19 protein-coding genes and 3 pseudogenes are annotated in these 22935 nt (G+C 58.0%); 9 read left to right on the forward strand and 13 right to left on the reverse strand.

Annotated elements, in window-relative coordinates; translation table 11 throughout:
- Positions 1–18: 18 nt before the first annotated feature.
- Positions 19–2124: an ATP-dependent DNA helicase DinG gene (dinG, locus tag AU509_RS09315; RefSeq protein ID WP_094118194.1), complete on the reverse strand. Its 2106-nt coding sequence runs from the start codon at positions 2122–2124 to the stop codon at positions 19–21.
- Between the two features lie 145 nt (positions 2125–2269).
- On the opposite strand from dinG, the gene AU509_RS09320 reads away from it, so the two are divergent.
- The 3 genes from AU509_RS09320 (at position 2270) to AU509_RS18625 (ending at position 4016) form a co-directional block, all read left to right on the forward strand.
- The gene (locus tag AU509_RS09320; protein ID WP_094118195.1) at positions 2270–3100 is read left to right on the forward strand and encodes an AraC family transcriptional regulator; all 831 of its coding nucleotides are present in this window, start codon (positions 2270–2272) and stop codon (positions 3098–3100) included.
- A 52-nt stretch (positions 3101–3152) separates the two neighbouring features.
- Positions 3153–3779, forward strand: coding sequence for a LysE family translocator (locus AU509_RS09325; RefSeq protein WP_094118196.1), 627 nt, complete (start codon positions 3153–3155; stop codon positions 3777–3779).
- 129 nt (positions 3780–3908) lie between these two features.
- The gene (locus AU509_RS18625; RefSeq protein WP_244200961.1) at positions 3909–4016 is read left to right on the forward strand and encodes a hypothetical protein; all 108 of its coding nucleotides are present in this window, start codon (positions 3909–3911) and stop codon (positions 4014–4016) included.
- A gap of 129 nt (positions 4017–4145) precedes the next feature.
- On the opposite strand, the gene bglX is transcribed toward AU509_RS18625, so the two are convergent.
- Both bglX and AU509_RS09335 read right to left on the reverse strand, forming a co-directional pair.
- Positions 4146–6458, reverse strand: coding sequence for a beta-glucosidase BglX (gene bglX / locus AU509_RS09330; RefSeq protein ID WP_094118197.1), 2313 nt, complete (start codon positions 6456–6458; stop codon positions 4146–4148).
- A gap of 323 nt (positions 6459–6781) precedes the next feature.
- Positions 6782–8122: an aspartate aminotransferase family protein gene (locus AU509_RS09335; protein WP_085651457.1), complete on the reverse strand. Its 1341-nt coding sequence runs from the start codon at positions 8120–8122 to the stop codon at positions 6782–6784.
- A gap of 553 nt (positions 8123–8675) precedes the next feature.
- On the opposite strand from AU509_RS09335, the pseudogene AU509_RS09345 reads away from it, so the two are divergent.
- Both AU509_RS09345 and AU509_RS09350 read left to right on the forward strand, forming a co-directional pair.
- A pseudogene (locus tag AU509_RS09345) lies at positions 8676–9451 on the forward strand (DeoR/GlpR family DNA-binding transcription regulator).
- Between the two features lie 127 nt (positions 9452–9578).
- Entirely contained in the window at positions 9579–10265 is a 687-nt protein-coding gene (locus AU509_RS09350; protein WP_094118198.1) for a glutathione S-transferase family protein, read from the forward strand.
- A gap of 27 nt (positions 10266–10292) precedes the next feature.
- On the opposite strand, the gene pbpG is transcribed toward AU509_RS09350, so the two are convergent.
- Entirely contained in the window at positions 10293–11252 is a 960-nt protein-coding gene (gene pbpG, locus AU509_RS09355; RefSeq protein WP_094118199.1) for a D-alanyl-D-alanine endopeptidase, read from the reverse strand.
- A 334-nt stretch (positions 11253–11586) separates the two neighbouring features.
- Here pbpG and AU509_RS09360 point away from each other — a divergent pair, with 334 nt between their 5' ends.
- Positions 11587–12264 carry an epoxyqueuosine reductase QueH gene (locus AU509_RS09360; RefSeq protein ID WP_085651462.1) on the forward strand — a complete coding sequence of 226 codons (678 nt, stop codon included), beginning with the start codon at positions 11587–11589 and terminating at the stop codon, positions 12262–12264.
- An 80-nt stretch (positions 12265–12344) separates the two neighbouring features.
- Here AU509_RS09360 and cyaB read toward each other — a convergent pair whose 3' ends face one another.
- From cyaB to AU509_RS09375, 3 genes and pseudogenes are all read right to left on the reverse strand, one after another.
- Positions 12345–12884 carry a class IV adenylate cyclase gene (cyaB, locus tag AU509_RS09365; RefSeq protein ID WP_085651463.1) on the reverse strand — a complete coding sequence of 180 codons (540 nt, stop codon included), beginning with the start codon at positions 12882–12884 and terminating at the stop codon, positions 12345–12347.
- A gap of 387 nt (positions 12885–13271) precedes the next feature.
- Positions 13272–14206 (reverse strand): annotated as a pseudogene (gene dusC / locus AU509_RS09370) (tRNA dihydrouridine(16) synthase DusC).
- A gap of 93 nt (positions 14207–14299) precedes the next feature.
- Positions 14300–15172 (reverse strand): AraC family transcriptional regulator, encoded by an 873-nt coding sequence (locus tag AU509_RS09375; RefSeq protein ID WP_094118201.1) that lies wholly within the window; start codon positions 15170–15172, stop codon positions 14300–14302.
- Between the two features lie 113 nt (positions 15173–15285).
- On the opposite strand from AU509_RS09375, the gene AU509_RS09380 reads away from it, so the two are divergent.
- Positions 15286–16188: a DMT family transporter gene (locus tag AU509_RS09380; RefSeq protein WP_085651466.1), complete on the forward strand. Its 903-nt coding sequence runs from the start codon at positions 15286–15288 to the stop codon at positions 16186–16188.
- Between the two features lie 48 nt (positions 16189–16236).
- Here AU509_RS09380 and rhlE read toward each other — a convergent pair.
- A pseudogene (gene rhlE / locus AU509_RS09385) lies at positions 16237–17597 on the reverse strand (ATP-dependent RNA helicase RhlE).
- Between the two features lie 490 nt (positions 17598–18087).
- Here rhlE and clsB point away from each other — a divergent pair.
- Positions 18088–19323, forward strand: a complete 1236-nt coding sequence (clsB, locus tag AU509_RS09390; protein WP_094118202.1) for a cardiolipin synthase ClsB — start codon at positions 18088–18090, stop codon at positions 19321–19323.
- Entirely contained in the window at positions 19320–20312 is a 993-nt protein-coding gene (locus AU509_RS09395) for a lysylphosphatidylglycerol synthase domain-containing protein (RefSeq protein WP_094118203.1), read from the forward strand. Before clsB ends, AU509_RS09395 begins: the two co-directional genes overlap by 4 nt.
- Before the next feature lie 85 nt (positions 20313–20397).
- Here AU509_RS09395 and AU509_RS09400 read toward each other — a convergent pair whose 3' ends face one another.
- The 5 genes from AU509_RS09400 to moaB all read right to left on the reverse strand — a co-directional run bounded on the left by AU509_RS09400 (position 20398) and on the right by moaB (position 22928).
- Positions 20398–21108 (reverse strand): Bax inhibitor-1/YccA family protein, encoded by a 711-nt coding sequence (locus AU509_RS09400; protein WP_085651576.1) that lies wholly within the window; start codon positions 21106–21108, stop codon positions 20398–20400.
- A 113-nt stretch (positions 21109–21221) separates the two neighbouring features.
- Positions 21222–21680, reverse strand: a complete 459-nt coding sequence (gene moaE, locus AU509_RS09405; protein WP_085651575.1) for a molybdopterin synthase catalytic subunit MoaE — start codon at positions 21678–21680, stop codon at positions 21222–21224.
- 2 nt (positions 21681–21682) lie between these two features.
- Positions 21683–21928 (reverse strand): molybdopterin synthase sulfur carrier subunit, encoded by a 246-nt coding sequence (gene moaD / locus AU509_RS09410; protein WP_085651574.1) that lies wholly within the window; start codon positions 21926–21928, stop codon positions 21683–21685.
- Positions 21925–22407 (reverse strand): cyclic pyranopterin monophosphate synthase MoaC, encoded by a 483-nt coding sequence (gene moaC / locus AU509_RS09415; protein WP_085651573.1) that lies wholly within the window; start codon positions 22405–22407, stop codon positions 21925–21927. The genes moaD and moaC overlap by 4 nt, the downstream gene beginning before the upstream one ends.
- A gap of 8 nt (positions 22408–22415) precedes the next feature.
- On the reverse strand, positions 22416–22928 hold the full coding sequence (gene moaB / locus AU509_RS09420; RefSeq protein WP_085651572.1) for a molybdenum cofactor biosynthesis protein B: 513 nt from the start codon (positions 22926–22928) through the stop codon (positions 22416–22418).
- Positions 22929–22935 lie beyond the last annotated feature (7 nt).

Raw genomic sequence — 22935 nt, forward strand, 5'->3', positions numbered from 1 at the left:
CGGCGCTGACAGGGAAAATCAGGGCGCGGGCATATCCCGTTGTTCGATGGGGAAGACCGGCAGCGCGGCCAGCAGCTGGGCGCCATAGCCCTTGGTCAACAGGCGACGATCGTAGATGATGATTTCGCCGAAGCAGGTATGGCTTCGAATCAGGCGACCCACCTGCTGGATCAGGCTGAACGATGCGCTCGGCAGACTCTGTACCACGAACGGGTGCCGCTTCAGGCTTTTCAGCCATTCGCCTTCGGTCAAGATCACCGGGCTGTCGATCGGCGGGAACGCAATTTTGTGGATGTGTACCTGCGAGAGCAGTTCGCCTTTCAAATCCAGCCCTTCTGAGAAAGACTGCAGTCCGATCAGCACGCTGGTTTGCCCTTGCTCAACCCGCTGACGGTGGAGTTCCACCAGCCGATAACGCGGTTTGTCGCCCTGCACTAACAGCATCAATCGCAGATCGGTCACCTGCGTCAGAAACTGCTGCATCGCGCGCTGGCTGGCGAACAGCATCAGCATGCCTTTATGCGCATCGCGTTTCAGCTCGGCGCGGAAGAAACGCGCCATTTCGGCAAGGTGATCCTCTTCCTGCGCCATCAACGGCTCATAGCTCATCTTGGGGATCACCAGCTTGCCCTGATCGCGATGATTGAAGGGGGAGTCCAGCGCGATGAAAGTATCGCCATCGTCCTCGCCCAGCCCCGTTAACTCTTTAAGCCGCGAAAAACTGTTCAGCGAGCGCAGCGTGGCGGAGGTGATCACCACATGAGACAAGTTACGCCACAGCAGACGGTCAAGCTGATCCGAGACGCGGATACCCGCGCAGTGCAGATAGAGATGAAGCTGACCGTCGCGGACTTCTCGCACCAGCCACTTGGAAACCGGCGCCTGCGAGGCCTGTTCCAGCGCCGCGAGCCGCCACAGTTTGCTTTGAGATTCGAAGTACCCCAGCAGCCGACTCATGCGCAGCATCGTCTGATGTAGTCGCACGACGTCATGCTTGCCGGTTTTTTCCGCCAGATCGTTGAGCATATACTCCGTCAGTCCCCGCAGACTGTCGGTCAGCTTGAACAGGCGGGAGCAAAGCTCGCGCATCTCATCGGGCAACTTCCCCATCGGGAAACGGTAATCCGCCGCAGGTGACGAAGCCGGTAGAAACAGCGTGCTCATGCGTTCAAAGGACTGAATCAGCTCTCGAATTTCGGCGCAGTGTTCGGCCAGCCGGTCCGGTTGGCTCAGCCGCGGCGGCGATTTGGGGGAGAACTGCGCCAGACAAACGCCCATCTGCTGGATGAACTGATCCATCTGATGCTGCACCGCGCCAATCGTCACCTCGCCCGACATCTCCAGCGCGTCGCGAGCGACGTCTGGAATATGATGGCCTTCATCAAGCACCAACAGCAGGTTCTTGGCGCTCGGCAGAACCGAGTCGCTTTCCATCGCCGCCATCACCAGCGCATGGTTGGTGACCACCACATCCGCATCCTCAATCTCCCGTCGCGCCAGAAAGAAAGGACAATCACGATAATAGTGGCAGTTGCGCCCCAGACAGTTGGCTTTGTCGGTACTCAGCCGACGCCACAGCCCATCGCTGAGCGTTTTCTGATGATGGTCCCGCAGGCCGTCCCACTTCCCGGTGTGCAGATCTTTCTCCAACTGCGCACAGGTCTCTTGCTCTTCCCGGCTGGAGGGCGCCTGTTTCTCGTCCAGAAAGAGCAACAGATCGCCCTGCGCGTCGGCGTCGGTCGCCAGCACAGACAGGTTACGTGGACAGACGTAGCGCCCTCGGCCGAAAGCGGCGGTAAAGGTCAGGTCGGGAATAAATTTACGCAGCAGCGGCAGGTCTTTGCTGAATATCTGGTCCTGTAGCGCCACGTTGGCGGTACTGACGACCAGCGTCTTGGTTTCCGCTCTTCCCACCGCGATGCCGGGGATCAGATATGACAACGTTTTGCCGACGCCAGTCGGCGCTTCTATCGCCAAATGACGTGGATAATCGCCCGCCAGCGTGCGCGCGACCTCGGCGATCATCTGCCGCTGGGGCGGTCGTGAAACGAAGTCGGGGATCTGTTCCTGCAAGGCCTTATACCACTGGCCTATCTGCTGTTTAATTGCGGGGGAAAGGGTCATGCCTACTCAACATCTGATTTCATTCGGCCCGTATTGTCCCACAGACCTCCCCCCTGCGTCAGCCTATAATGCCGCGACGCGGCTCGACAAAAAAGCGAAAACGAATTAGGTTGATGAACCCGTTCATTTTTCTTGCTGACTGCCCATGCCCCCGATTCGAACCCTGCGACAGCGCTATTGGTTTTCACCCCAATTGCCGTTTCTGGAGTGCCGTTCCACCTGGCAGAGCCGTCAGCCGTATAAAATGCATAGCCATGCGCAGCTGTCCATCGGCTGTCTTGAGGACGGCAGCACAGAGTGCCACTCAGGCGAAAACACCTATTTGCTCAACGCGGGGGATGTGATCGTGATCCCGCCGGAACGACCGCATAGCTGTCATCCACTGCCGGGGAAAACCCGCAGTTATCATATGCTGTATCTCGATGCATCGTGGTGCGCGCGTCAGCTTACACTGGCCGGTTTTGACAGCGATCAACTCAATGGTGACATTGTCACTTACTCATCCGCGGTGCTATTTCAACAGGTTATGCAGATAATTCGCCGTCTTCACGCCTCTCAGTTGGCCGGGATTGAGCACAATCTGCAACGCCTGTTCGCCGTCCTGTGTCATCCCCGCGTGGCGTCGGCTATCGATACATCCGCGTGTTCCGACGCTACCCGTTATGTACAGCGGCGATTGCGGGGAAACCTTCAGGACGCGCCCTCGCTGACGTTATTGGCGCAAGAGCTGGCGCTGCGCCCGGAAACCGTGTTGCGCCGATTTCGGCAAGACACCGGTATGACGCCCATGGCGTATCTCAACAACGCCCGCGTCGAACATGCCAAAATCCTGATTCGTCAGGGCGTGCCGCTGGCAGACACCGGTTATACCTGCGGTTTCAGCGACCAAAGTCACTTCCACCATACCTTTGTCAACTTCACTGCCGCCACCCCGGGCCAATACCGTCAGGCGCGATCAATTTTTCACAATAATTAGTCCCCACCGTGTTCTAGACTGGCCGCCGGTTTGATTCAACGCGGTCCGCACTATGATTAACACTCTGTTTCCCGAGCATTTCCCTGCCCTGGCCCTGGCGCACTTCGTGGCGTTGTTAAGCCCCGGTCCGGACTTCTTTCTGATCTCGGCATATGCCATACGCTTTCGCCTCTGCGGCAGTGTGGGTATTTGTGTCGGCATTGCGTTAGGCAATGCCCTCTATATTGTTCTGGCGGCGCTAGGCTGGACCGGCTTGCAGCAATCATACGGATGGTTTCAACTCGTCGAAGTGGCGGGCGCGCTCTATTTGCTCTGGATTGGCTTTCATCTGATGCGTTCCAAAGGCAACGTGAATTTGCCACGTGCCAACACGTCGTCTGGGTGCCCCGGACTGTTGCGCCAACTGGCGCTGGGGCTCGGCTCCGCCCTGCTGAACCCGAAAAACATGCTGTTTTACCTCAGCCTGATGACGACGTTGCTCGGCCCACAGGCAACCCGGCTGCAACAGGCAGTCAGCGGAACATGGATGGTGCTGGTGGTATTGGTCTGGGATCTGTCTATCGCCATGTTGATTGGCCGCCCCGCGCTGCAACGCCGTCTGGCGGGATCGATAGGCTGGCTGGAACGCGGCGCGGGAATCGTCCTGTTTGGATTGGGCGGATATCTGCTGTTCCGATGACGACGCCTCCTCAACGCGCTTGCCACTATCGCCACTGTCTCAGCGACGAAAGATGCCCACACAAGCCGTCAGCTTGTATCCCCGGGCTGAAAATCTATAATCGCAGGGGACATATAAAAGGATAAACGGATGAAGTTACGCAAACTATGCGCCATCGGCGTGTTTGGACTGTGCGCGCTCGGGGGAATTGGCGGGGTCATGCTGGTCGGCTATATCGTTCTCACTTCCGGAGCCTGACGGTCACGCAGCGGCCAACCGTAAGACGCTTTGCGGCGCCCTTTCCTTCATAACGACGTTGCCTGAATCCAGACAGGCATTCAGGGCAACGGTTTTTACGGCAGCCATCCCCGGCCGCCGTATGTAGGGTTAAAGCAGCCTGAAACGCTGGCTTTTCACCCGCTGTGAATCCAGTCCAATCATCACATCGAAATCGCCCGGCTCGGCGACCTGCCGCAGTTGCATGTTGTAGAACATCAGGTCCTGCGGCGTCACCGTAAAGCTGACGGTCTGCGTTTCACCCGGCTGCAACATCACCTTGCGATATCCCCGCAGCTCTTTCACCGGGCGGCTTACCGAGGCCACCACATCGTGCAGATACAGCTGCACGACGGTTTCCCCCGCCCGCTTGCCGGTATTTTTCACGCTGACGGACGCGGTTAACGTGCCGTTGCGCGGCATGACCGGACGAGACAGACGCACGTCGGAAACGTCAAACGTGGTGTAGCTCAACCCATAGCCGAAGGGATAAAGCGGCCCGTTAGCCTCGTCGTAATAGTGCGACGTGTACTTGCCGGGATTCTCCGGGGTGTAAGGGCGGCCCGTCGGCAGGTGGTTATAGTAAATCGGGATCTGCCCCACCGAACGTGGGAACGACATCGGCAGCTTGCCGGACGGGTTGTAGTCGCCGAACAGCACATCGGCTATGGCGTTGCCGCCCTCGGTGCCGCTGAACCAGGTTTCTAGCAGCGCATCCGCCTGCTGATCCTCGCGCACCAACGACAGGGGCCGCCCGTTCATCAGCACCAGCACCAGCGGTTTGCCGGTCTTCTTCAACGCGTCGATCAGCGTTTTCTGGCTGTCCGGCAGCGTGATATTGGAACGGCTGGATGCCTCGTGCGCCATCCCCTGCGCTTCGCCGACAACGGCGACGATGACATCGGCCTGCTGCGCTGTTTTCACAGCTTCATCCAGCATGACCTGCGGGGAACGCGGGTCCATTTTCACCGCGGCTTCATACTGGTTGAGATATTGGACGATCCCCGCATGGTCGGTCACATTCGCGCCTTTGGCATACAGCAAACGCGCCTTGTCGCCGACGACGTTGCGCATCCCCTGATACACCGTAATCGACTGTGCGGCGACACCGGCGGCCGACCAGCTGCCCATGATGTCGCGTTTGCTATCCGCCAGCGGTCCGATCACGGCAATGGTGCCACTTTTAGCCAACGGTAAGGTATTGAGTCGGTTTTTCAACAGCACCAGACTTTTACGAGCGACGTCACGCGCTTCCGTCCGATGTAAACGGCTTTCCGCGTTGGTGTCCGGCGGGTCAGACTCTGCTGCGCCCAGATGACGGTACGGATCCTGGAACAAGCCCATATCGTATTTGACGTTCAACACCTGACGGCAGGCGTCATCAATGTCGCTCTGGCTGACCGCGCCCGTTTTCACCAGCTCGGGCAGATAGCGGATGAAATACTCATCGCTCATGCTCATACCAATCCCGGACTGCAATGCAATGCGCGAAGCATCGCGCGGGTCGGTCGCCACGCCGTGTTTGATCAGTTCTTTAATCGCGCCGTGGTCGCTGACGGCGATCCCCGAGAAGTGCCACTGGTCGCGCAATAACTCTTTCAGTAGCCAGCGGTTAGCCGTGGCCGGTACGCCGTTAATGCTGTTCAGCGAGACCATTACGCCGCCGCTGCCCGCATCAATCGCCGCTTTGTAAGGCGGCATGTAGTCCTGGAACATGCGCTGCGGGCTCATGTCGACGGTGTTGTAATCCCGTCCGCCTTCCACCGCGCCGTACAACGCAAAGTGTTTGACGCTGGTCATTAGCGAATGACGCGACGTCAAATCATCGCCCTGAAAGGCTTTGACCATGATCTGTGCGATGTCCGCCGTCAGCCAGGTGTCTTCGCCGAACCCTTCCGATACCCGTCCCCAGCGCGGATCACGGGTGATGTCGACCATCGGCGCCCAGGTCATGTTGAGGCCGTCCTCGGTCGCTTCATAGGCGGAAACGCGCGCGGAGGTAGCAATCGCCGCCTCATCCCAACTTGACGCCAGCCCTAGCGCGATCGGAAAGATCGTGCGCTGGCCGTGTACCACGTCGTAGGCGAAAAAGAGCGGGATCTTGAGGCGGCTGAGCTGCATCACCTGATCCTGCATCGCGCGGATATCCTGGCGCGTGACGGTGTTAAAAATCCCACCGACCTGCCCTTGACGAATCATCTCTTTAATGGCGGCTTTCGGGTTATCCGCGCCGACACTGATTAAGCGAAGCTGTCCGATCTTCTCTTCCAGCGTCATTTTCTTCAGCAGATCGTTGACGTAGGCATCACGCTGTTGCGAAGAGGCGGTTAAGGCGGTCGGAGGTGTCGTCAACGCCGTCGTCTGTGCGGCGGCGGGATGGCAAGCAATTCCCATTGCAATCGTCAGTGAAGTCAGCCATTTCATTATGTTTACGGACCTAATCAATCCCGTTTCAGTCACGCGTGCCAGAACTCAGGATACGGTTGGGGACAGAGGAGTCATCGGCTTTTCCTCCCGAACGATCAGAGGCGATGTTCCAGCGTAGCTACCTTGTGGACAATGCGGTTTTTCCGCGCTTAATCATAGTTGATTTCAGTACGAAATTTTATCGGGTTGTCGAATAAATAGGAGAATTTACCCGAAAAAACAACGTGTAATAGGCGGGGAAGTGTGCATGAAGAGAACGTAAAAAAATGTGTCGCCTGACTGATGACAGGCGACACACTCAGAAAGGATACCGTGGTCGATTAACGACGAGCCCGCGTCAGCGCTTTATCCAGCGCGCCCACCAGCCAGTCGATGTCTTGCGTCTGGAATGCCAACGGTGGGCGCAGCTTAAGGACGTTGCCGTAAGGCCCCGCGACGGAGGTCAGCACCCGCTCTTCGCGCAGGTGTTCGATCACCGCGAGCGCCAGCGGTTTGTCCGCCGTTTTGTTCTCCCGATCGCTGACCAGTTCAAAGCCGATGAACAGTCCCGCGCCGCGTACATCGCCGACGCACTCGTGACGCTGCGCCAGCGTGGCCAGCTCTTGCTTGAGGCGCGCACCAACGGTTTTACTGTGCGCTTGCAACCCTTCGTCTCGAATCACTTTCAGCACCGCCTGCGCAGCGGCCATCGACACCGGGTTGCCGCCGAAGGTGTTGAAATACGGGATCTCATCGCTAAACGCGGCCAGCACGTCAGCCTTCGCAAACAGCCCGGAGACCGGAATGCCGTTCCCCATCGGTTTCCCCATCGTCACAATATCCGGCACGACGCCGTGGCGCGCAAAACCCCAGAACGTGTCGCCGGTGCGGGCAAATCCCGGTTGAACCTCATCCGCGATGAAAATACCGCCGTTGGCGTGTACCACGTCGATGGCTGGCTGAAGGAAACCCACCGGGTCCGGCAAGACGCCGTCCGATGAAAAGATCGAGTCGGCCAGAAAACCGGCGAACTTGATGCCGTGAGCGGCCATATCATCGATCTGTTTCTGGATTTCGTTGGCGAACCAGATGCCGAGATCCGGCGCATTCACCCGGTAGCGATCCGGCGCAGGCACCAAGCGCGTAGTGGCCGCCAGCGGCTGCCCGCTGCCGAGCGCGGGAGACGCGCCGGAGGTCAAGTCGCTGGTGCCGTGATATGCCTCCTGACTGACGATAATCCCGGTGCCGCCGCTGTAGGCGCGCGCCACGCGGATCGCCAGATCGTTGGCCTCAGAGCCAGTACACATGTACATCGCTTTGGTCATGTCGGGCGGCAGGGTCGTCAGCAAGTCTTCGGTGTAGTCCAGAATGCGTTCATGCAGGTAGCGAGTATGGGTATTCAACTGACTCATCTGCTCTTGCACCGCCGCAATCACGGCGGGATGGCAATGGCCGATACTGGCGACATTGTTGTAAACATCCAAATACTGTTTGCCGCTGGCATCCCACAGGTACTGGCCCTCGCCGCGGACCAGATGCACTGGATTACGGTAGAACAGGCGGTAGGATTCCCCGAGCACTTTGCTGCGTTTCTCGGTAAGTTGGCGGATATCCTGGCTCAGCGCGTCGGCGTGTTCCGCCCGAAAGCTGTTGGTATCCATGATGGTTGAACGTGTCGCCATAACTACTCCCCTGAAAAATGAACGGTGGATCAGGTGAACGCCGCCTGCTGCAGAGCCGCTTAGCACGATCCGGTGGAAGCCACTGTATACCAAAAGCAATAAAATACACAAACGCAAAAATATGCACTATTTTGGTGCCAGTGAATGCACGGCGACGCGCCTTCGCATCTGCTTTTTTGAATTTAACACACAGAAAAACTACGCTTGGTTTGTGCATTTGTCCTAAGTCAGGATCAACGTGTATGATTCACGACGGCTATATGATTGATACACCGGGGACGTTTTTACGCACAGCCTTCGACACGAAACCCCCAAATACGCACAAAAACACACAGCCCTATTCCATAGACTCCTCATTGCACCTCGGACAGCCGGCAAAACGGCCACAGGAATTCGGCAATAAGGGAGTGAAAATGCGCCTTAAGTGATATTGTGCGGCCGCCGGACGGCGCTTTACGCGGCGTTCCCTATGGCTTATCCGGCGCAATAGCGGAAGCTCACCGCCTATTGTTAACACCATTAGTGGGTGTATTACCCTCAGGAAAAGAATCTCATGTTAGAAGAAACGCGGTTGCACCGTATCCGTGCATTACTGTCGACGTTAAACCGGGTCAGTACAGAGCAGATTATTCAACATCTCGGCGTTTCACGCGAAACGGTCAGGCGAGACATTCTTAAACTCGAAGCCCGGGGAATGCTGCGACGCGTCCACGGCGGGATCGTCGCCACCGGTCCCGAGCCGGAGCCGCCTTTATCGGTACGCCGTACGGTGCGTGAAAAAGAGAAGCAGGCCATCGCCCGCGCGGCGGTGCAGCAGCTTCAGCCGGGACAAACCATTTTCGTCGATGCCGGCACCACCACCACACTGCTCGCTGAGGAGCTGCTGTCCATGCCGGGGATGACCATCATCACCAACAGTCTGAACGTCGCTCTCAAACTGACCGCGCAGGAAGCAGAAGACCGTCTACTGCACGAGGTGATTCTACTGGGCGGCCACGTCGGCGCTTCCATCCAGGCCACCATCGGCGCGCAAACGGCCAACGAGTTGCGACGCTACCGGGCCGATGTCGCCTGATGTCGCCGGTCGGCATCTCCAGCGCCGCGGGCGCCAGCAGCTTCTCTCACACCGAGGCGGCGATTGCGAGCGCGATGATCGAATTTGCCACGACCGCCATTATTCTGGCCGATCACACCAAGATCGGGGTCACCAGCCGTGTGGTTTATGCCCCGATGTCACAAATTGATATGGTAGTCACTGACGCCGCCGCCGAATTCAACCGCGACTATTCCGCCCTGAAAGACATCTGCCAACAGGTGATCCTCGCCTGATGTAGCCCGAACGGCCCGTTGGCGCATTGTGTAGTCTGCGGGCGTGAGGCATAGTGAATTCCGGTTTCACTCCACCCGCAGCACCGATACCCCAAATCTGAACGCTATCTGCCTGTGAGGCTCCGCCATGTATCAGCTTTATATCGCCAATAAAAATTATTCTTCCTGGTCACTACGCCCGTGGGTGCTGTTACAAGAACTGGATATCCCGTTCGAGGAGACGCTGGTGCCTTTTTCCCCCGGTATCAGTCAGCCCGCTTTCAAGACATTTTCGCCGTCAGGTAAGGTGCCCTGTCTCGTCGATGGCGATCTCACCGTGTGGGATTCGCTGGCTATTGTGGAATATCTGGCGGAACGTCATCCGGATGTCTGGCCAGATGACGTCGCCGCGCGAGCGTGGGCGCGATGCGCCTCGGCGGAAATGCATTCAGGATTTCCCACCCTGCGCGAAGTCTGCGGGATGAACTGCGGTATTCGCGTCAAACTGCATGAGATTACGCCGGAGCTGCAGCGCGATGTCGCGCGGGTGAATCAGCTGTGGGAAGAGGGATTGACCCGGTTCAAGGGACCGTTCCTGGCCGGTGTGCAGTTCAGCGCGGTCGACGCCTTCTTCGCGCCGGTAGTCTTTCGCATCCGAACCTATGGGCTGCCGTTGACGCCGCTGGCGAAGCAGTATTACACCACCCTGCTGGCGCTGCCGGCTATGCAGCAATGGCTGGAACAGGCCCAGCTTGAACCGTGGCGTGAGCAGGAGCACGAAGCGACATGGGCGAGATACGGCACGCTGGAGCAGGATGAACGCACGGTCGGCTGATAACGCCGACCGCCCGAACGGCGGAGACTACTCCGCCGACGTCAACGCGATCTCGGAGGAAGACCGCTGAGGCGAGCTTTGGGCAATCGCCTTTTGTTTTTTATAGCTTAACGCGGCGGGCGGCACCGGGCTGACCTTGCCGCTTTCCAGCCAGTTACGCAGCCGATTGGCATCGGCGAAGTGGGTATATTTACCGTAAGCATCCAATACCACCAGCGCCACCGGCCGCTGATTGATGACGGTTCGCATCACCAGACAGTGGCCAGCCTCATTGGTAAAACCCGTTTTGGTCAGTTGAATATTCCAGTCCGGGCGGTAGACCAGATGGTTGGTATTACGGAACGGCAACGTATAAGCCGGATGAGCGAAGGTCACCATTTTCTCGTGCGTGGTGCTCAGCTGGCTGAGCATCGGATATTGTCGGCTGGCGACCAGCAGCTTGGTCAGATCACGCGCCGTAGACACGTTTTCCGTCGACAGCCCGGTCGGCTCCACATAATAGGTATGCATCATGCCCAGCGCGCGAGCTTTGGCATTCATCGCGGTGATAAACGCCTTATAACCGCCGCGGTAATGATGAGCCAACGTGGCGGCGGCCCGGTTTTCCGAGGACATCAACGCCAGCAGCAGCAGGTCGTGGCGGGTAGCTTCGCTGCCAAGACGCACGCGGGAATAGACCCCCTGCATCTCTTTTGTCTGGCTGATATCTACCGTCAGCATTTCGTCGAACGGCTGATTGGCGTCCAATACCACCAGCGCCGTCATCAGCTTACTCACTGAAGCGATCGGCACCACCACATCTGGGTTGCTCGAATACAGCACCTTGTTATTCAGTAAATCGACCACCATCGCGCTGCCGGAGGCGATTTCCTGATGCGAGGCCGCGGATGAGGCGGCCACCGTTTTAGCCGCCGCGGGCGAGGCGACCCAGACCGATGCGGACATCAGCACCAGACTTAAAAGCGAAAGCTGTATTTTTTTATTCATTATTCAGTAGCTTATAAATTGATTTGGCGGAAAGGGTTCAGGACGACCCGGGCATTATAGTTGCGCCCCTTCCCCCGCGCATCGGGACAACGGTAAAAGCTTTGTGACAAAGTTTGACAGGCCGTTGCGGGGCGGATTGGCGCCCTCGCAGGCAGATTAGGCTGGCATGCCCGGACGCATCCCGATAACATCATGCCCCGGCTAAACGTCGCCCCGGCGGCATCTTCATTTTTCGCCCGAGGTCGTCATGGACGACCGATTGTAATTGTTGTTGCGATAGTTAATAATTTATCTCAATAAGGTTAATTTCTTCTCATTATTAGTGGATTGCTTTATGTCCAATGCACACCCCGTCAAAACCTTCGAACGCCCGAAACTTGAGCTGCCTAACGAGGCGGATAAGCTGTTGCTTCACTCCTGCTGCGCCCCCTGTTCCGGCGAAGTGATGGAGGCGTTGAGCGCTTCCGGCATTGATTACACGATCTTTTTCTATAATCCGAACATTCACCCTCAGCGGGAGTACCTGATCCGCAAAGAGGAAAACATTCGCTTCGCCGAAAAACACGGCGTACCGTTTGTCGACGCCGACTACGATGCAGATAACTGGTTTGAGCGAGCGAAAGGCATGGAGTGGGAACCGGAGCGCGGCGAACGCTGCACCATGTGCTTTGATATGCGGTTTGAACGCGCGGCGCTGTACGCGCATGAAAACGGCTTTGGCGCCATCAGCAGCTCGCTCGGCATCTCCCGCTGGAAGAACATGCAGCAGGTCAACCAGTGCGGGATCAACGCGGCGCAAAAATACCCTGGCGTGGTGTACTGGGATTACAACTGGCGCAAACAGGGCGGCTCGGCGCGCATGGTCGAAATCAGCAAGCAAGAGCGTTTCTACCAGCAGGAATACTGCGGCTGTATTTATTCGCTGCGCGATGCCAATAAACACCGTAAATCGCAAGGCCGGGATATCATCCGCATCGGCAAACTCTTTTACGGCGACGAGCCCGCGTCCTGATCACTCCGGCATTGCCTGTGAATCAACGCTCAAAAGCCCCGCGCTGCTCGAATCAGAGCAGCGCGTTTTCACTCCGATAATTAATGCCCCAATAAGTGACGATAAGAGCGATATTCAATATTATCCAGCTGCAACCCAAGCCTTAGCGCACACTCCTGACATTTTTCGCCCAGACGATCTAATTCCGATTCATACTCCGTCATGCAAGATATTCCGACGTAATGACCAAGCGACTCGATATAATCCAGCGTGATTTGAAAAGTATCTAAAAAATAAATACTTCGTGTTTTATTCACTTCGAATACCGGCTGGAATCCTAGCGTTTTCAGCATACTGTCGGTGCGTTCAAATGACTCCACGTTCACCGTCTCGCTGCAGCCGGAGCGCGGCCCTTTGACGATCCACAGCTTAATGCCGGAGGGCACCATACATCGTAATAACATGCTGATATTTTTATGACTTAACGATTGTTCCACCGTATCGTAATAGATATCGCTTTCTTTATTTTCAAAAACAAAAGACTCAGGATGCAGGCTGAATAATCTTTCGCGGAAAGCGGCAATATCTTGAATGCTGAACTTTAATGCAACCTCATATTTTCCTCTGAAATGTTCAATCACTGGCTTTCTCCATTACAGGCGACCCTGGCTAGAAAATCATTCCCAGAAAGAAATGTGTTTTAATTAATTTTTTCATTGCGGCATTGCCATGAATAACAGCGGTAGATAACCGTAAACGCCTTATTACAGGCTAAAAATTGACGAAAAAAAACGGCGCTGACCGCGACGCCAAATAAGGCATGGAGCAGGCAGCTGCAATGGCGCATTTGAACGCGCTATGAAGATCGCGGCTATTATCAACAAAAGTCTGACTTTGCGCTAATGACGTCTGGATATAACGACCTGCGCTTGCCAGCCCTATCTTGAGAAAGGGCTGGCAAGCGCCTACGGAGGGGATAGTACCTTGTTCAACGTGGCTGAACCGATGCGCCGGCCGGCAGGAAAGGATTAATGCGCGGCGTCGATAACGCGGGCAATCGCGCCGGAGGACGTCAGCGCGCGCACTTCGGCGAACAGGCCAGCGGCTTCGTCATACTCTTTACGCAGATAACCCAGCCACTGCTTGATGCGCGCGACATGATACATGCCCGTATCGCCTTGCTTTTCTAGCCTCACGTATTTTTGCAGCAGCCGGACCACGTCCGGCCACGGCATCCGGGGTTCATTATATTTGATGACCCGGCTCAGGTTGGGAACGTTCAACGCCCCGCGCCCCAGCATCACCGAATCGCACCCCGTTACCTGCATGCAGGCCTGCGCGCTCGCATAATCCCAGATTTCGCCGTTGGCGATCACCGGGATGGTCAGCCGCTGGCGGATCTCGCCAATCGCGTCCCAGTTGATGCGATCCGCCCGATAGCCGTCCTCTTTGGTGCGACCGTGGACCGCCAGCTCGGTGGCCCCCGCCTGCTGCACGGCATCGGCGATTTCGAAACGATGGCTGTCGGACGCCCAGCCCAGCCGGACTTTCGCCGTTACCGGCATCGTCTCCGGCACCGCCGCGCGCATCGCTTTGACGCCCTGATAAATCAGTTCCGGATCTTTGAGCAGCGTGGCCCCGCCGCCGCTGCCGTTCACGAGCTTCGACGGACATCCGCAGTTCAGATCGACGCCGTAGGAGCCCAGTTCCACCGCGCGGGCCGCATTTTCGGCCAGCCAGTGTGGATACTGCCCCAACAGCTGAACACGCACCCGCGTCCCCGACGGCGTGCGGCTAGCATGATGCAGTTCAGGGCACAGGCGATAAAAGGATTTGACCGGCAGCCGCTGATCGACCACGCGCAGGAATTCTGTAATGCACAGATCGTAATCATTCACTTCAGTCAGCAGTTCACGGACCAGAGAGTCCAACACCCCTTCCATCGGGCCAGCAGCACGCGCATAGTTATTATTCAGCTCACATCAACATCGGCACGCAATGGTACTGTCAGCAGACGAGCCAACGCAACGGAAAACACCGTCTCTCGCGGCGATCCCTATTCGCTTTTTTGCCGCATCACCGAAGGCGTGACGCCATACGCGGCCCGAAAGCGCTGGCTGAAGTGGCTGGAGGAACTGAATCCGCATGCCAACGCAATGTCCGTCATCGGCAGCGCGGTATGGCGAACCAGATGGTGCGCACGTTCGAGGCGAATCCGCATCACAAACTGATGCGGCGCCATCCCCTCGCTGTGACGGAACATGCGCGCAAAGTGAAATTCACTCAGCCCGGCCTCGGTGGCTAGGTCCGCCAGCGTCAGCGGTTCCGCCAGCCGCGCGTCGATCAGCGCCCGAATGCGCTGACGAACCATTGGCGCCAGTCCGCCACGCACCGTCGGCAGCGCCCACTGCAACTGGGTATAGCGCCGCAGCACGTGAGTCATCAACAGCGTCGAGGCGGTCGTCAGCGTGAGCCGGTCAGCGGCGTCTTGCCAGCTGTGCTGCAGCAGAAAGTGTCGATAGAGACTGACAATCTGCGCATCGTCGCCAAAGACCCGTTCTTCCAGTCGCAGGCTCGCCGGACTGCGATCCCAGATCTGCTCAGCCAGCTCGCGCAGGTGGTCGTCGGTGTAATAAAGGTGAACGAACTGCAAATCGCCGCGGATATCCCACGTGGAAACGCTGTGTTTCGGCATCAGGCAAAAGCGATCCGGGCCGCCGCCGTTGAACCAGCCGTCCGGCCGTTTATGGTAGGACTCATAGCCCCCGGCGATATACAGGCTCAGGGTGTGATGATTGGTATTTTCCAGCGTGACACGGTCGTGGCTGTTCTGCCACGACGCTAGACTGACGCCGTTATTGAGGTCCACCGAATCCCGCAAACGCGTTTTATAGTGCTGCAAAACGTTCAGTGCCTCATAGCTCGCCATGATGTCCCCTATGAAAAAACCGCAATTTGATGGTAACCAGCGCAAATCCGTGACAGCGCGCCTGCCTGTTCAGCTGGATATTAAAGGGTATCCGCCGTAACAGAGAGTCCTCCATGAATATCGTGCTTTATTTACTCGTCGTCCTAATTTGGGGCACCACCTGGCTGGCGATCAGCCTACAGCATGGCAGCGTGCCGCCGGAAGTGTCGGTCTTTTGGCGTTTCGCCATCGCCTCCGCACTGCTGTTATCGTTCCTGAAACTGACCGGTCGCCTGCGGCCCCTATCGTGGCGCGGACATCTGCTTTGCATGGTGCAGGGCGTCACCGTCTTCGGCATCAATATGATCTGTTTCTATCATGCCATCGTCTGGATTTCGAGTGGTCTTGAATCGGTGATTTTCTCGATGGCGGTCTTGTTCAACGCGTTTAATGCCCGGCTGATGCTGGGCCAGCGGCTGACGCGCAATGTGTGGCTGGCTGCGCCGCTGGGTTTGGCGGGCGTCGTCCTGCTGTTCTGGCACGACCTGACGCAGATCGACGCAGGCTCGCATTTACTGATGGGAGCCGGATTATGCCTGCTGGCGACCTACTGCTTTTCGCTGGGCAACATTATCAGCATCCAGCATCAACGGCAGGGGCGCGACATTATGGCGACCAACGGCTGGGGCATGTGCTACGGGGCGCTGGCCGTAGGCATGGCTGGAGTATTCATGGGCTATGACTTCACCCCCGAATTGACGGCACGCTATTTGGGATCGCTGGGGTATCTCGCCGTTGTGGGATCGGTCGTCGGCTTTGGGGCTTATTTCCTGCTGGTAGGTCGTATCGGTGCGAGTCAGGCGGCTTATGCCACGCTGTTGTTCCCGCTGGTGGCGCTCTCGCTCTCAACGGTATTCGAAGGCTATCAGTGGCGGGCGAATGCGGTGTTAGGGCTGGTGTTGATTCTGGCGGGCAATGCGGTGATGTTTTACCGTCCACGCCGTAAAACGGCGCTAACGTCCCAGCAGGCAGTCTGAGTGGACACCTGAAGAAACAGGCGGCCCGAGGGCCGCCTGTCACACAAACTAGGCTTTGGACGCCGGTTTGTGGCTCGGACGAGCGCGACGAGCCTGGCCGTCACGCGCGCCACCGCCGGAGCGAGGCGCGCCCTGACGAGCCGGACGACCACCCTCACCGGCGCCGCCACGGTGATTACCCTGACGCGCACCGCCGCCGCCACGAGGAGCCGATGACGGACGACCGCCACGGCCACCCTGACGACCGTTCTGGATAGGATCGGCCTTAATCGTCGGGTCCGGTTCGTAGCCCGGAACGGCCATACGCGGGATCTCACGCTTCAGCAGACGTTCGATGTCGCGCAGCAGTTTGTGCTCATCGACACAGACCAGCGACAGCGCTTCACCGGTAGAGGCGGCACGGCCGGTACGGCCGATACGGTGAACGTAATCTTCCGGTACGTTCGGCAGCTCATAGTTCACGACGTGCGGCAGATGGTCGATATCCAGACCACGGGCCGCGATATCGGTCGCCACCAGCACACGAATGGAACCGTCTTTGAAGTTGGCCAGCGCCGGGTACGTGCGCCCTGGCTCTTGTTGCCGTGGATCGCCGCGGCGGTGATACCGTCTTTTTCCAGCTGTTCAGCCAGATGGTTAGCACCGTGTTTGGTCCGGGTGAAGACCAGCACCTGACGCCATTCGTTTTGACCAATCAGCTGAGACAGCAGTTCGCGTTTGCGTTTTTTGTCGACCATGTGCACATGCTGCGTCACCAGTTCTGACGGCGTGTTGCGACGCACCACTTCGACGGAGGCCGGATTGTTCAGCAGAGAGTTGGCCAACCCTTTGATGTCATCAGAGAAGGTCGCGGAGAACATCAGGTTCTGACGGCGTGTCGGCAATTTCGACAGCACGCGACGAATGTCATGGATAAAGCCCATATCCAGCATACGGTCGGCTTCATCCAGAACCAGCACCTCGACCTGAGACAGGTCTACCGCATTCTGATGTTCCAGATCCAGCAGTCGACCCGGGGTCGCCACCAGAATATCCACGCCGCCGCGCAATTTCATCATCTGGGGATTGATGCTGACGCCGCCGAACACGACCAGCGAACGCAGGCTCAGGTACTTACTGTAAGACTGGACGTTTTCGCCAATCTGCGCCGCCAGTTCACGGGTCGGCGTCAGGATCAGCGCACGAACCGGGCGACGGCCCTTCGACATAGGCTTCGAACTGAGCATTTGCAGCAGCGGCAACGTAAAGCCCGCCGTTTTGCCCGTACCGGTCTGAGCGCTTGCCATCAGGTCGCGGCCAGCCAATACCAGCGGGATCGCCTGACTCTGTACCGGCGTCGGCTCACGATAACCCTGCTCTTCCACGGCACGTAAAATATCGGCGCTCAGGCCGAGAGATTCAAAAGACATATTGAGAACAACTCCAGATCGACCCTGACCGGACATAAGTCGGCGTAGTTTCCAGGGCGATAACAAGATGGGTATCGGCGCGACGTTCGGTGTGCGTACGCGATGCGCTAACCCAGATGAATGGGCACAAACTACGGTGCATAACTGCCAATGATTGTATCAGGAAATGATGACTATCAGGGATTTTTCTACCTGCGTCACAGTTTAAGGCGAGAAACGCCTCCTACGCCCTACGATTTCGTCGATTGGCGATTTTCACCGCCATGAATCTGAGCGCGATTTTACCGTATGGCCGTCACCCAACCGCCGCCCCGCAAGCCAGTAGGTCCCCGCCGCCGCCTGACACTCAGCGACACACGGACAGCGGTCCGATCCTACTGAATTTAGGATGGATCTGGGTACGTCGTCTATGCCACAGTCTACACTTTGTCACGGGCATCGCGCGCCTCCGTCGGCGGTGTGCCTTCCAGCTCTACCAGGAGAAAAATGGATGAAAGCGACATGGCGTGATGACAATCAGTTCGAGCTACTGGTCAACGGCGACGCTTTCTATCCCAGCGTTTTTTCCGCCATTCGCCAGGCCCAGCGCCACGTGGTATTGGAAACCTTCATCTGGTTCGAGGATACGATCGGCACCGAACTGCGCGATGTGCTGGCCGATGCTGCGCGGCGCGGCGTCAGCGTGGATGTGCTGGCGGATGGTTTCGGCTCTCACGATCTGTCCGCAGGCTTTTTAGCGCCGATGATTGAGGCGGGCGTCCACGTGCGTTTCTACGACCCGCGTCCGCGACTGCTCGGCATGCGCACTAATCTGTTCCGCCGTCTGCACCGCAAAATTGTGGTGGTTGACGGCACGGCCGCCTGGGTTGGCGGCATCAACTATGGCGAAGACCACATGACCGATGCGGGGCCAGACGCCAAGCAGGACTATGCCGTCAAAGTGCGCGGACCCGTAGTACAAGACATTTATCGCTATGTCATGGACGTGTTGGCGCGTGAAGAGCCGCCGAAACGCTGGTGGCGTAACCGCTTCCGTCGCCCGGTGCGCAACCGCCATCCGAGCGACGCACAGGCGCTGTTCGTCTATCGCGATAATGCCTCTCACCGTGACGATATCGAAAAGCATTATCTTTATATGCTCCGTCAGGCCAAGCGAGAGGTCGTGATCGCCAACGCCTATTTTTTCCCTGGCTATCGATTGCTGCGTTCAATGCGTAAAGCCGCACGCCGCGGCGTGCGCGTGCGCCTCATCGTTCAGGGCCAGCCGGACATGCCGATCGTGCTGGTCGGCGCCCGCATGCTGTACCACTATCTGCTGCGCGCGGGCGTGGAGATCTACGAGTATCGCCGCCGCCCGCTTCACGGGAAAATCGCGTTGCAGGATGATCAATGGACCACCGTCGGCTCCAGCAATCTGGACCCGCTGAGTCTGGCGCTCAATCTGGAGGCTAATCTGATCATTCATGATCGCGACTTCAACCAGCAGTTGCGCGAACATCTGTACTCACTAATGACGGAGGATTCTCTGCGCGTGGAGCCGGACCATTTGCCTAAGCAGTCTTACTGGCGGCTGATGCAAAACGTCGTGGTGTTCCACTTTTTACGCCATTTCCCCGCCTTGGTCGGCTGGCTGCCCGCGCATACGCCGCGACTCAAACTGCTCAGCCCGCCTGACGAGACTGCAAAGGAATTAACGACACCACAACAGGAGATCACGCGTCCATGAATGTTCGTAGTCGCAAGAAGAACAAGAAGAAAACGCTGCTCAAAAAGAGTATCGCCACGCTGTTTCTCATTGCGGTGGTTGTTCTGCTGGTCATCTTTGCGCGGCAGGTGGATTGGACGGAGGTCCTGCATGCGATTCTGAGCTACAACCGACAGGTGGTGTACCTCATCGCCGGTCTGGTCGTCGTCAGCTATCTGCTCTACGGCGTTTACGATCTGCTTGGACGCGCCTACTGCCGTCATCCGCTCCCGCGCTTGCAGGTGCTGCTGGTCTCGATGATCTGCTACGCGTTCAATTTCACGCTCGGCGCTTGGGTGGGCGGCGTGGGCATGCGCTTTCGGCTTTACTCCCGGCTGGGACTGAAAAGCAGCACCATCACGAAAATGTTTTCCCTCAGCATCGCCACTAACTGGCTGGGCTATATCCTGCTGGCTGGCGGCGTGTTTGCCTTCGGCCCGTTGCACATGCCGGGAAACTGGGTGATCGGCGACGTCGCCCTGCGTCTGATTGGCTACACGCTGCTGCTGGTGATCGTCGGCTATCTATGGCTCTGCGCCTTTTCTCACCGCCGTCGTCTGCCGTTTCGCGGGATGAAGTTCTCGCTGCCGTCGTTGAAAATGGCCTTCCTGCAACTGCTGGTGTCATCGCTGAACTGGCTAATCATGGGCGCGATTAATTGGCTGCTGCTGGGCCAGAGAGTCGATTTCATTTTGGTGTTCGGCGTTCTGTTGATCGCCAGCATCGCCTGTCTGGTCGCCAACGTGCCTGCGGGGATTGGCGTATTAGAGGCGATATTCATGGCGTTGCTGGCGGGCAGGCCGTTCACTCACGGGGAGATCATCGCCGCGCTGCTGGCCTACCGGGCGCTGTACTATATCGCGCCGTTAATCCTCGCGCTGGGGCCTTACCTGTGGCTGGAAGGCCGCGCCAAAAAACTGCGGGTGAAGAACCTTCAGGCGCTGGCGAAGGAGCCGGAAAAGTCGCTGTGACCCGCATCACGACGCCGTTTCTCTTCACAAAAAAACAGGGAGCCTCAGCTCCCTGTTTTCCTTTCACGCCACTGTCCGAGTGCGATTAGCGGCGGTTGCCCAGTAAACGCAGCATCATCAGGAACAGGTTGATGAAGTCCAGATACAGCGTCAGCGCGCCGACGATGGAGTATTTCCGGAAATTATCTTTGTCATCGGAAGAGAGCTGCTCGCCGATATTTTTCAGCTTCTGCGTGTCGTACGCAGTCAGACCGACGAACACGACCACGCCGATGTAAGTGACGGCGCGCGTCAGCGCATCGCTTTTCAGCCAGAAGTTGACCAGCGTCGCCAGCAGGATGCCGATCAGTCCCATGAACAGGATGCTGCCCAGTCCGCTCAGGTCGCGTTTGGTCACGTAGCCGTACAGGCTCATCGCACCGAACATCCCGGCGCTGATGACGAAGGTACTGGCGATAGAGCCGCCGCTGTAGACGATGAAAATGCTGGACAGCGTCAATCCGGTCAACGCCGAATAGAGCATGAACAGACCGGTCGCCACCGTTCCGCTAAGACGGTTCACCATGCCGGAAATTACGAAGACCAGGCCCAGCTGCGCGATGATCAGCCCGTAAAAGGTGATCTGACTTGAGAAAACCAGCTTCAGCACGGCAGGCGTATTCGCCGCATACCAAGCGACAAATGCCGTCAGCAGCAGGCCGCAGGTCATCCAACCATAAACCTGCGCCATATAGGTCTGCATGCTGGTGCCAGCACGCTGAACAATCGAGTCATTGGAACGTGGATATCGATCCATGATGCTTCCTTTGTGTTGAGTAAACGATCCCAGGCAAATAATTGCCCTCCGAGCTAAAGTTTACCACAAAATCGCCCGGCCACCGGCCAGACACACGCCGCCCGGCACGGCTTTTATCGCGTCCAGCGCCGGGCGGCCTCACGATCGCTGTCTCGCGATGCCACCCACCGGTCGCCCTCCTCCGTCGATTCCCGCTTCCAGAACGGCGCACGGGTTTTCAACAGGTCCATGATGAACTCAGCGGCTTCAAACGCCGCGCCCCGGTGCGCGCCGGTAACGCCGACGAAGACAATTTCGTCGCCCGGATAGAGCGCGCCGATGCGATGCACCACGCTGACACGCTGTAGCGGCCAGCGTTCGCGCGCTTCCTCGACGATCTCCGCCAGCGCTTTTTCGGTCATGCCGGGATAGTGCTCCAGCGTCAGGGCGCTGACGTTTTCGCCCAGATTATGATTGCGCACTTTGCCGGTGAAAGTGACGACCGCGCCATCCTCATCGCAGGCGGCCAGCCAGGCATACTCTTCGCCCACGCTGAACGCGTCCGCGCCAACCCGAATACGAGTCGCTTTCATGCTCATCCTCCCGTCACCGGCGGAAAAAAGGCCACTTCGTCGCCGTCGCGCAGCGGATGATTCATCGCCACCAGCGTCTGGTTAACCGCCGCCAGCAGCTTGCCGTCTTCGAGCGCCAGCGCCCAGCGATCGCCGCGCTCACACAGCGCCTGCCGCAGCGCGGACACCGTCGGGAAGGTCGCGGGCAGCGTCTCTCGCTCCGAACCAATCAGCTCTCTGACCTGAGCAAAAAACAGCACGGTGATCATGCGTCCTCCGCCTGGAAGTCGCCGGACTTGCCGCCGCTTTTCGCGAGCAGCCTCACGGGGCCGATGACCATGTCCTTCTGCACCGCCTTACACATATCGTAAATCGTCAGCGCCGCCACAGAGGCGGCCGTCAGCGCTTCCATCTCAACGCCGGTTTTGCCGGTGAGACGGCACAGCGATTCGATGCGCACCCGGTTGTGCGCCGGCTGCGCTTCCAGTTCTACCGCCACTTTGGTCAGCAGCAATGGGTGACACAGCGGGATCAGATCCCAGGTCCGTTTCGCCGCTTGAATACCGGCGATACGCGCCGTGGCGAACACATCGCCCTTGTGATGGCGGCCCTCGATAATCATGGACAGCGTTTCAGGGGCCATCGCGACGAACGCTTCGGCGCGGGCTTCGCGCACCGTCTCGGCCTTGGCGGAAACATCCACCATCGCCGCTTCCCCGGCGGCATTAATGTGCGTCAATTGAGTCATAGTTATCGTTATTTTTTCAAATGTGGATGGACGTTGCAGGGCTTCTGGCGCGCGTCCAGTTGTTCTTGCAGAACGCGCTCCCAGGCGGTGCGGCAGGCGCGGGTCGATCCGGGCATCGCAAAAATCACCGTGCCGTTCGCCAGACCGGCCAGCGCGCGCGACTGTATTGTCGCCGTGCCGATATCTTCATAGGACACCATGCGGAACAGCTCGCCAAACCCGGCCATTTCACGGTCAAACAGCACGCTGATGGCCTCCGGCACTTTATCTCCGTCGGTAAACCCGGTGCCGCCGTTAATCAGCACTACCTGCACATGGTCACTCGCGATCCAGTCAGAGACTCGGGCGCGGATCTGATACAGATTTTCCGGCACGATGGCGCTGGCGACGACCTGGTGTCCCGCTTCCTGCGCGGCTTCGCGCAAATAGTCGCCGGAGGTGTCGTCCGCTTCGGTGCGACGCGAGGACACGGTCATGACTGCGATACGCAGTGGGATAAATGTTTCACTGGGCTGACTCATACTCTCT

The sequence above is a fragment of the Lonsdalea britannica genome (assembly GCF_002111595.1).
Lineage (GTDB): Bacteria > Pseudomonadota > Gammaproteobacteria > Enterobacterales > Enterobacteriaceae > Lonsdalea > Lonsdalea britannica.

What these genes read in the sequence shown, in the direction of transcription:
- dinG (WP_094118194.1), bottom strand. Translation starts at nt 2,124, where the DNA reads ATGACCCTTTCCCCCGCAATTAAACAGCAGATAGGCCAGTGGTATAAG.
- AU509_RS09320 (WP_094118195.1), top strand. Translation starts at nt 2,270, where the DNA reads ATGCCCCCGATTCGAACCCTGCGACAGCGCTATTGGTTTTCACCCCAA.
- AU509_RS09325 (WP_094118196.1), top strand. Translation starts at nt 3,153, where the DNA reads ATGATTAACACTCTGTTTCCCGAGCATTTCCCTGCCCTGGCCCTGGCG.
- AU509_RS18625 (WP_244200961.1), top strand. Translation starts at nt 3,909, where the DNA reads ATGAAGTTACGCAAACTATGCGCCATCGGCGTGTTTGGACTGTGCGCG.
- bglX (WP_094118197.1), bottom strand. Translation starts at nt 6,458, where the DNA reads ATGAAATGGCTGACTTCACTGACGATTGCAATGGGAATTGCTTGCCAT.
- AU509_RS09335 (WP_085651457.1), bottom strand. Translation starts at nt 8,122, where the DNA reads ATGGCGACACGTTCAACCATCATGGATACCAACAGCTTTCGGGCGGAA.
- AU509_RS09350 (WP_094118198.1), top strand. Translation starts at nt 9,579, where the DNA reads ATGTATCAGCTTTATATCGCCAATAAAAATTATTCTTCCTGGTCACTA.
- pbpG (WP_094118199.1), bottom strand. Translation starts at nt 11,252, where the DNA reads ATGAATAAAAAAATACAGCTTTCGCTTTTAAGTCTGGTGCTGATGTCC.
- AU509_RS09360 (WP_085651462.1), top strand. Translation starts at nt 11,587, where the DNA reads ATGTCCAATGCACACCCCGTCAAAACCTTCGAACGCCCGAAACTTGAG.
- AU509_RS09375 (WP_094118201.1), bottom strand. Translation starts at nt 15,172, where the DNA reads ATGGCGAGCTATGAGGCACTGAACGTTTTGCAGCACTATAAAACGCGT.
- AU509_RS09380 (WP_085651466.1), top strand. Translation starts at nt 15,286, where the DNA reads ATGAATATCGTGCTTTATTTACTCGTCGTCCTAATTTGGGGCACCACC.
- clsB (WP_094118202.1), top strand. Translation starts at nt 18,088, where the DNA reads ATGAAAGCGACATGGCGTGATGACAATCAGTTCGAGCTACTGGTCAAC.
- AU509_RS09395 (WP_094118203.1), top strand. Translation starts at nt 19,320, where the DNA reads ATGAATGTTCGTAGTCGCAAGAAGAACAAGAAGAAAACGCTGCTCAAA.
- AU509_RS09400 (WP_085651576.1), bottom strand. Translation starts at nt 21,108, where the DNA reads ATGGATCGATATCCACGTTCCAATGACTCGATTGTTCAGCGTGCTGGC.
- moaE (WP_085651575.1), bottom strand. Translation starts at nt 21,680, where the DNA reads ATGAAAGCGACTCGTATTCGGGTTGGCGCGGACGCGTTCAGCGTGGGC.
- moaD (WP_085651574.1), bottom strand. Translation starts at nt 21,928, where the DNA reads ATGATCACCGTGCTGTTTTTTGCTCAGGTCAGAGAGCTGATTGGTTCG.
- moaC (WP_085651573.1), bottom strand. Translation starts at nt 22,407, where the DNA reads ATGACTCAATTGACGCACATTAATGCCGCCGGGGAAGCGGCGATGGTG.
- moaB (WP_085651572.1), bottom strand. Translation starts at nt 22,928, where the DNA reads ATGAGTCAGCCCAGTGAAACATTTATCCCACTGCGTATCGCAGTCATG.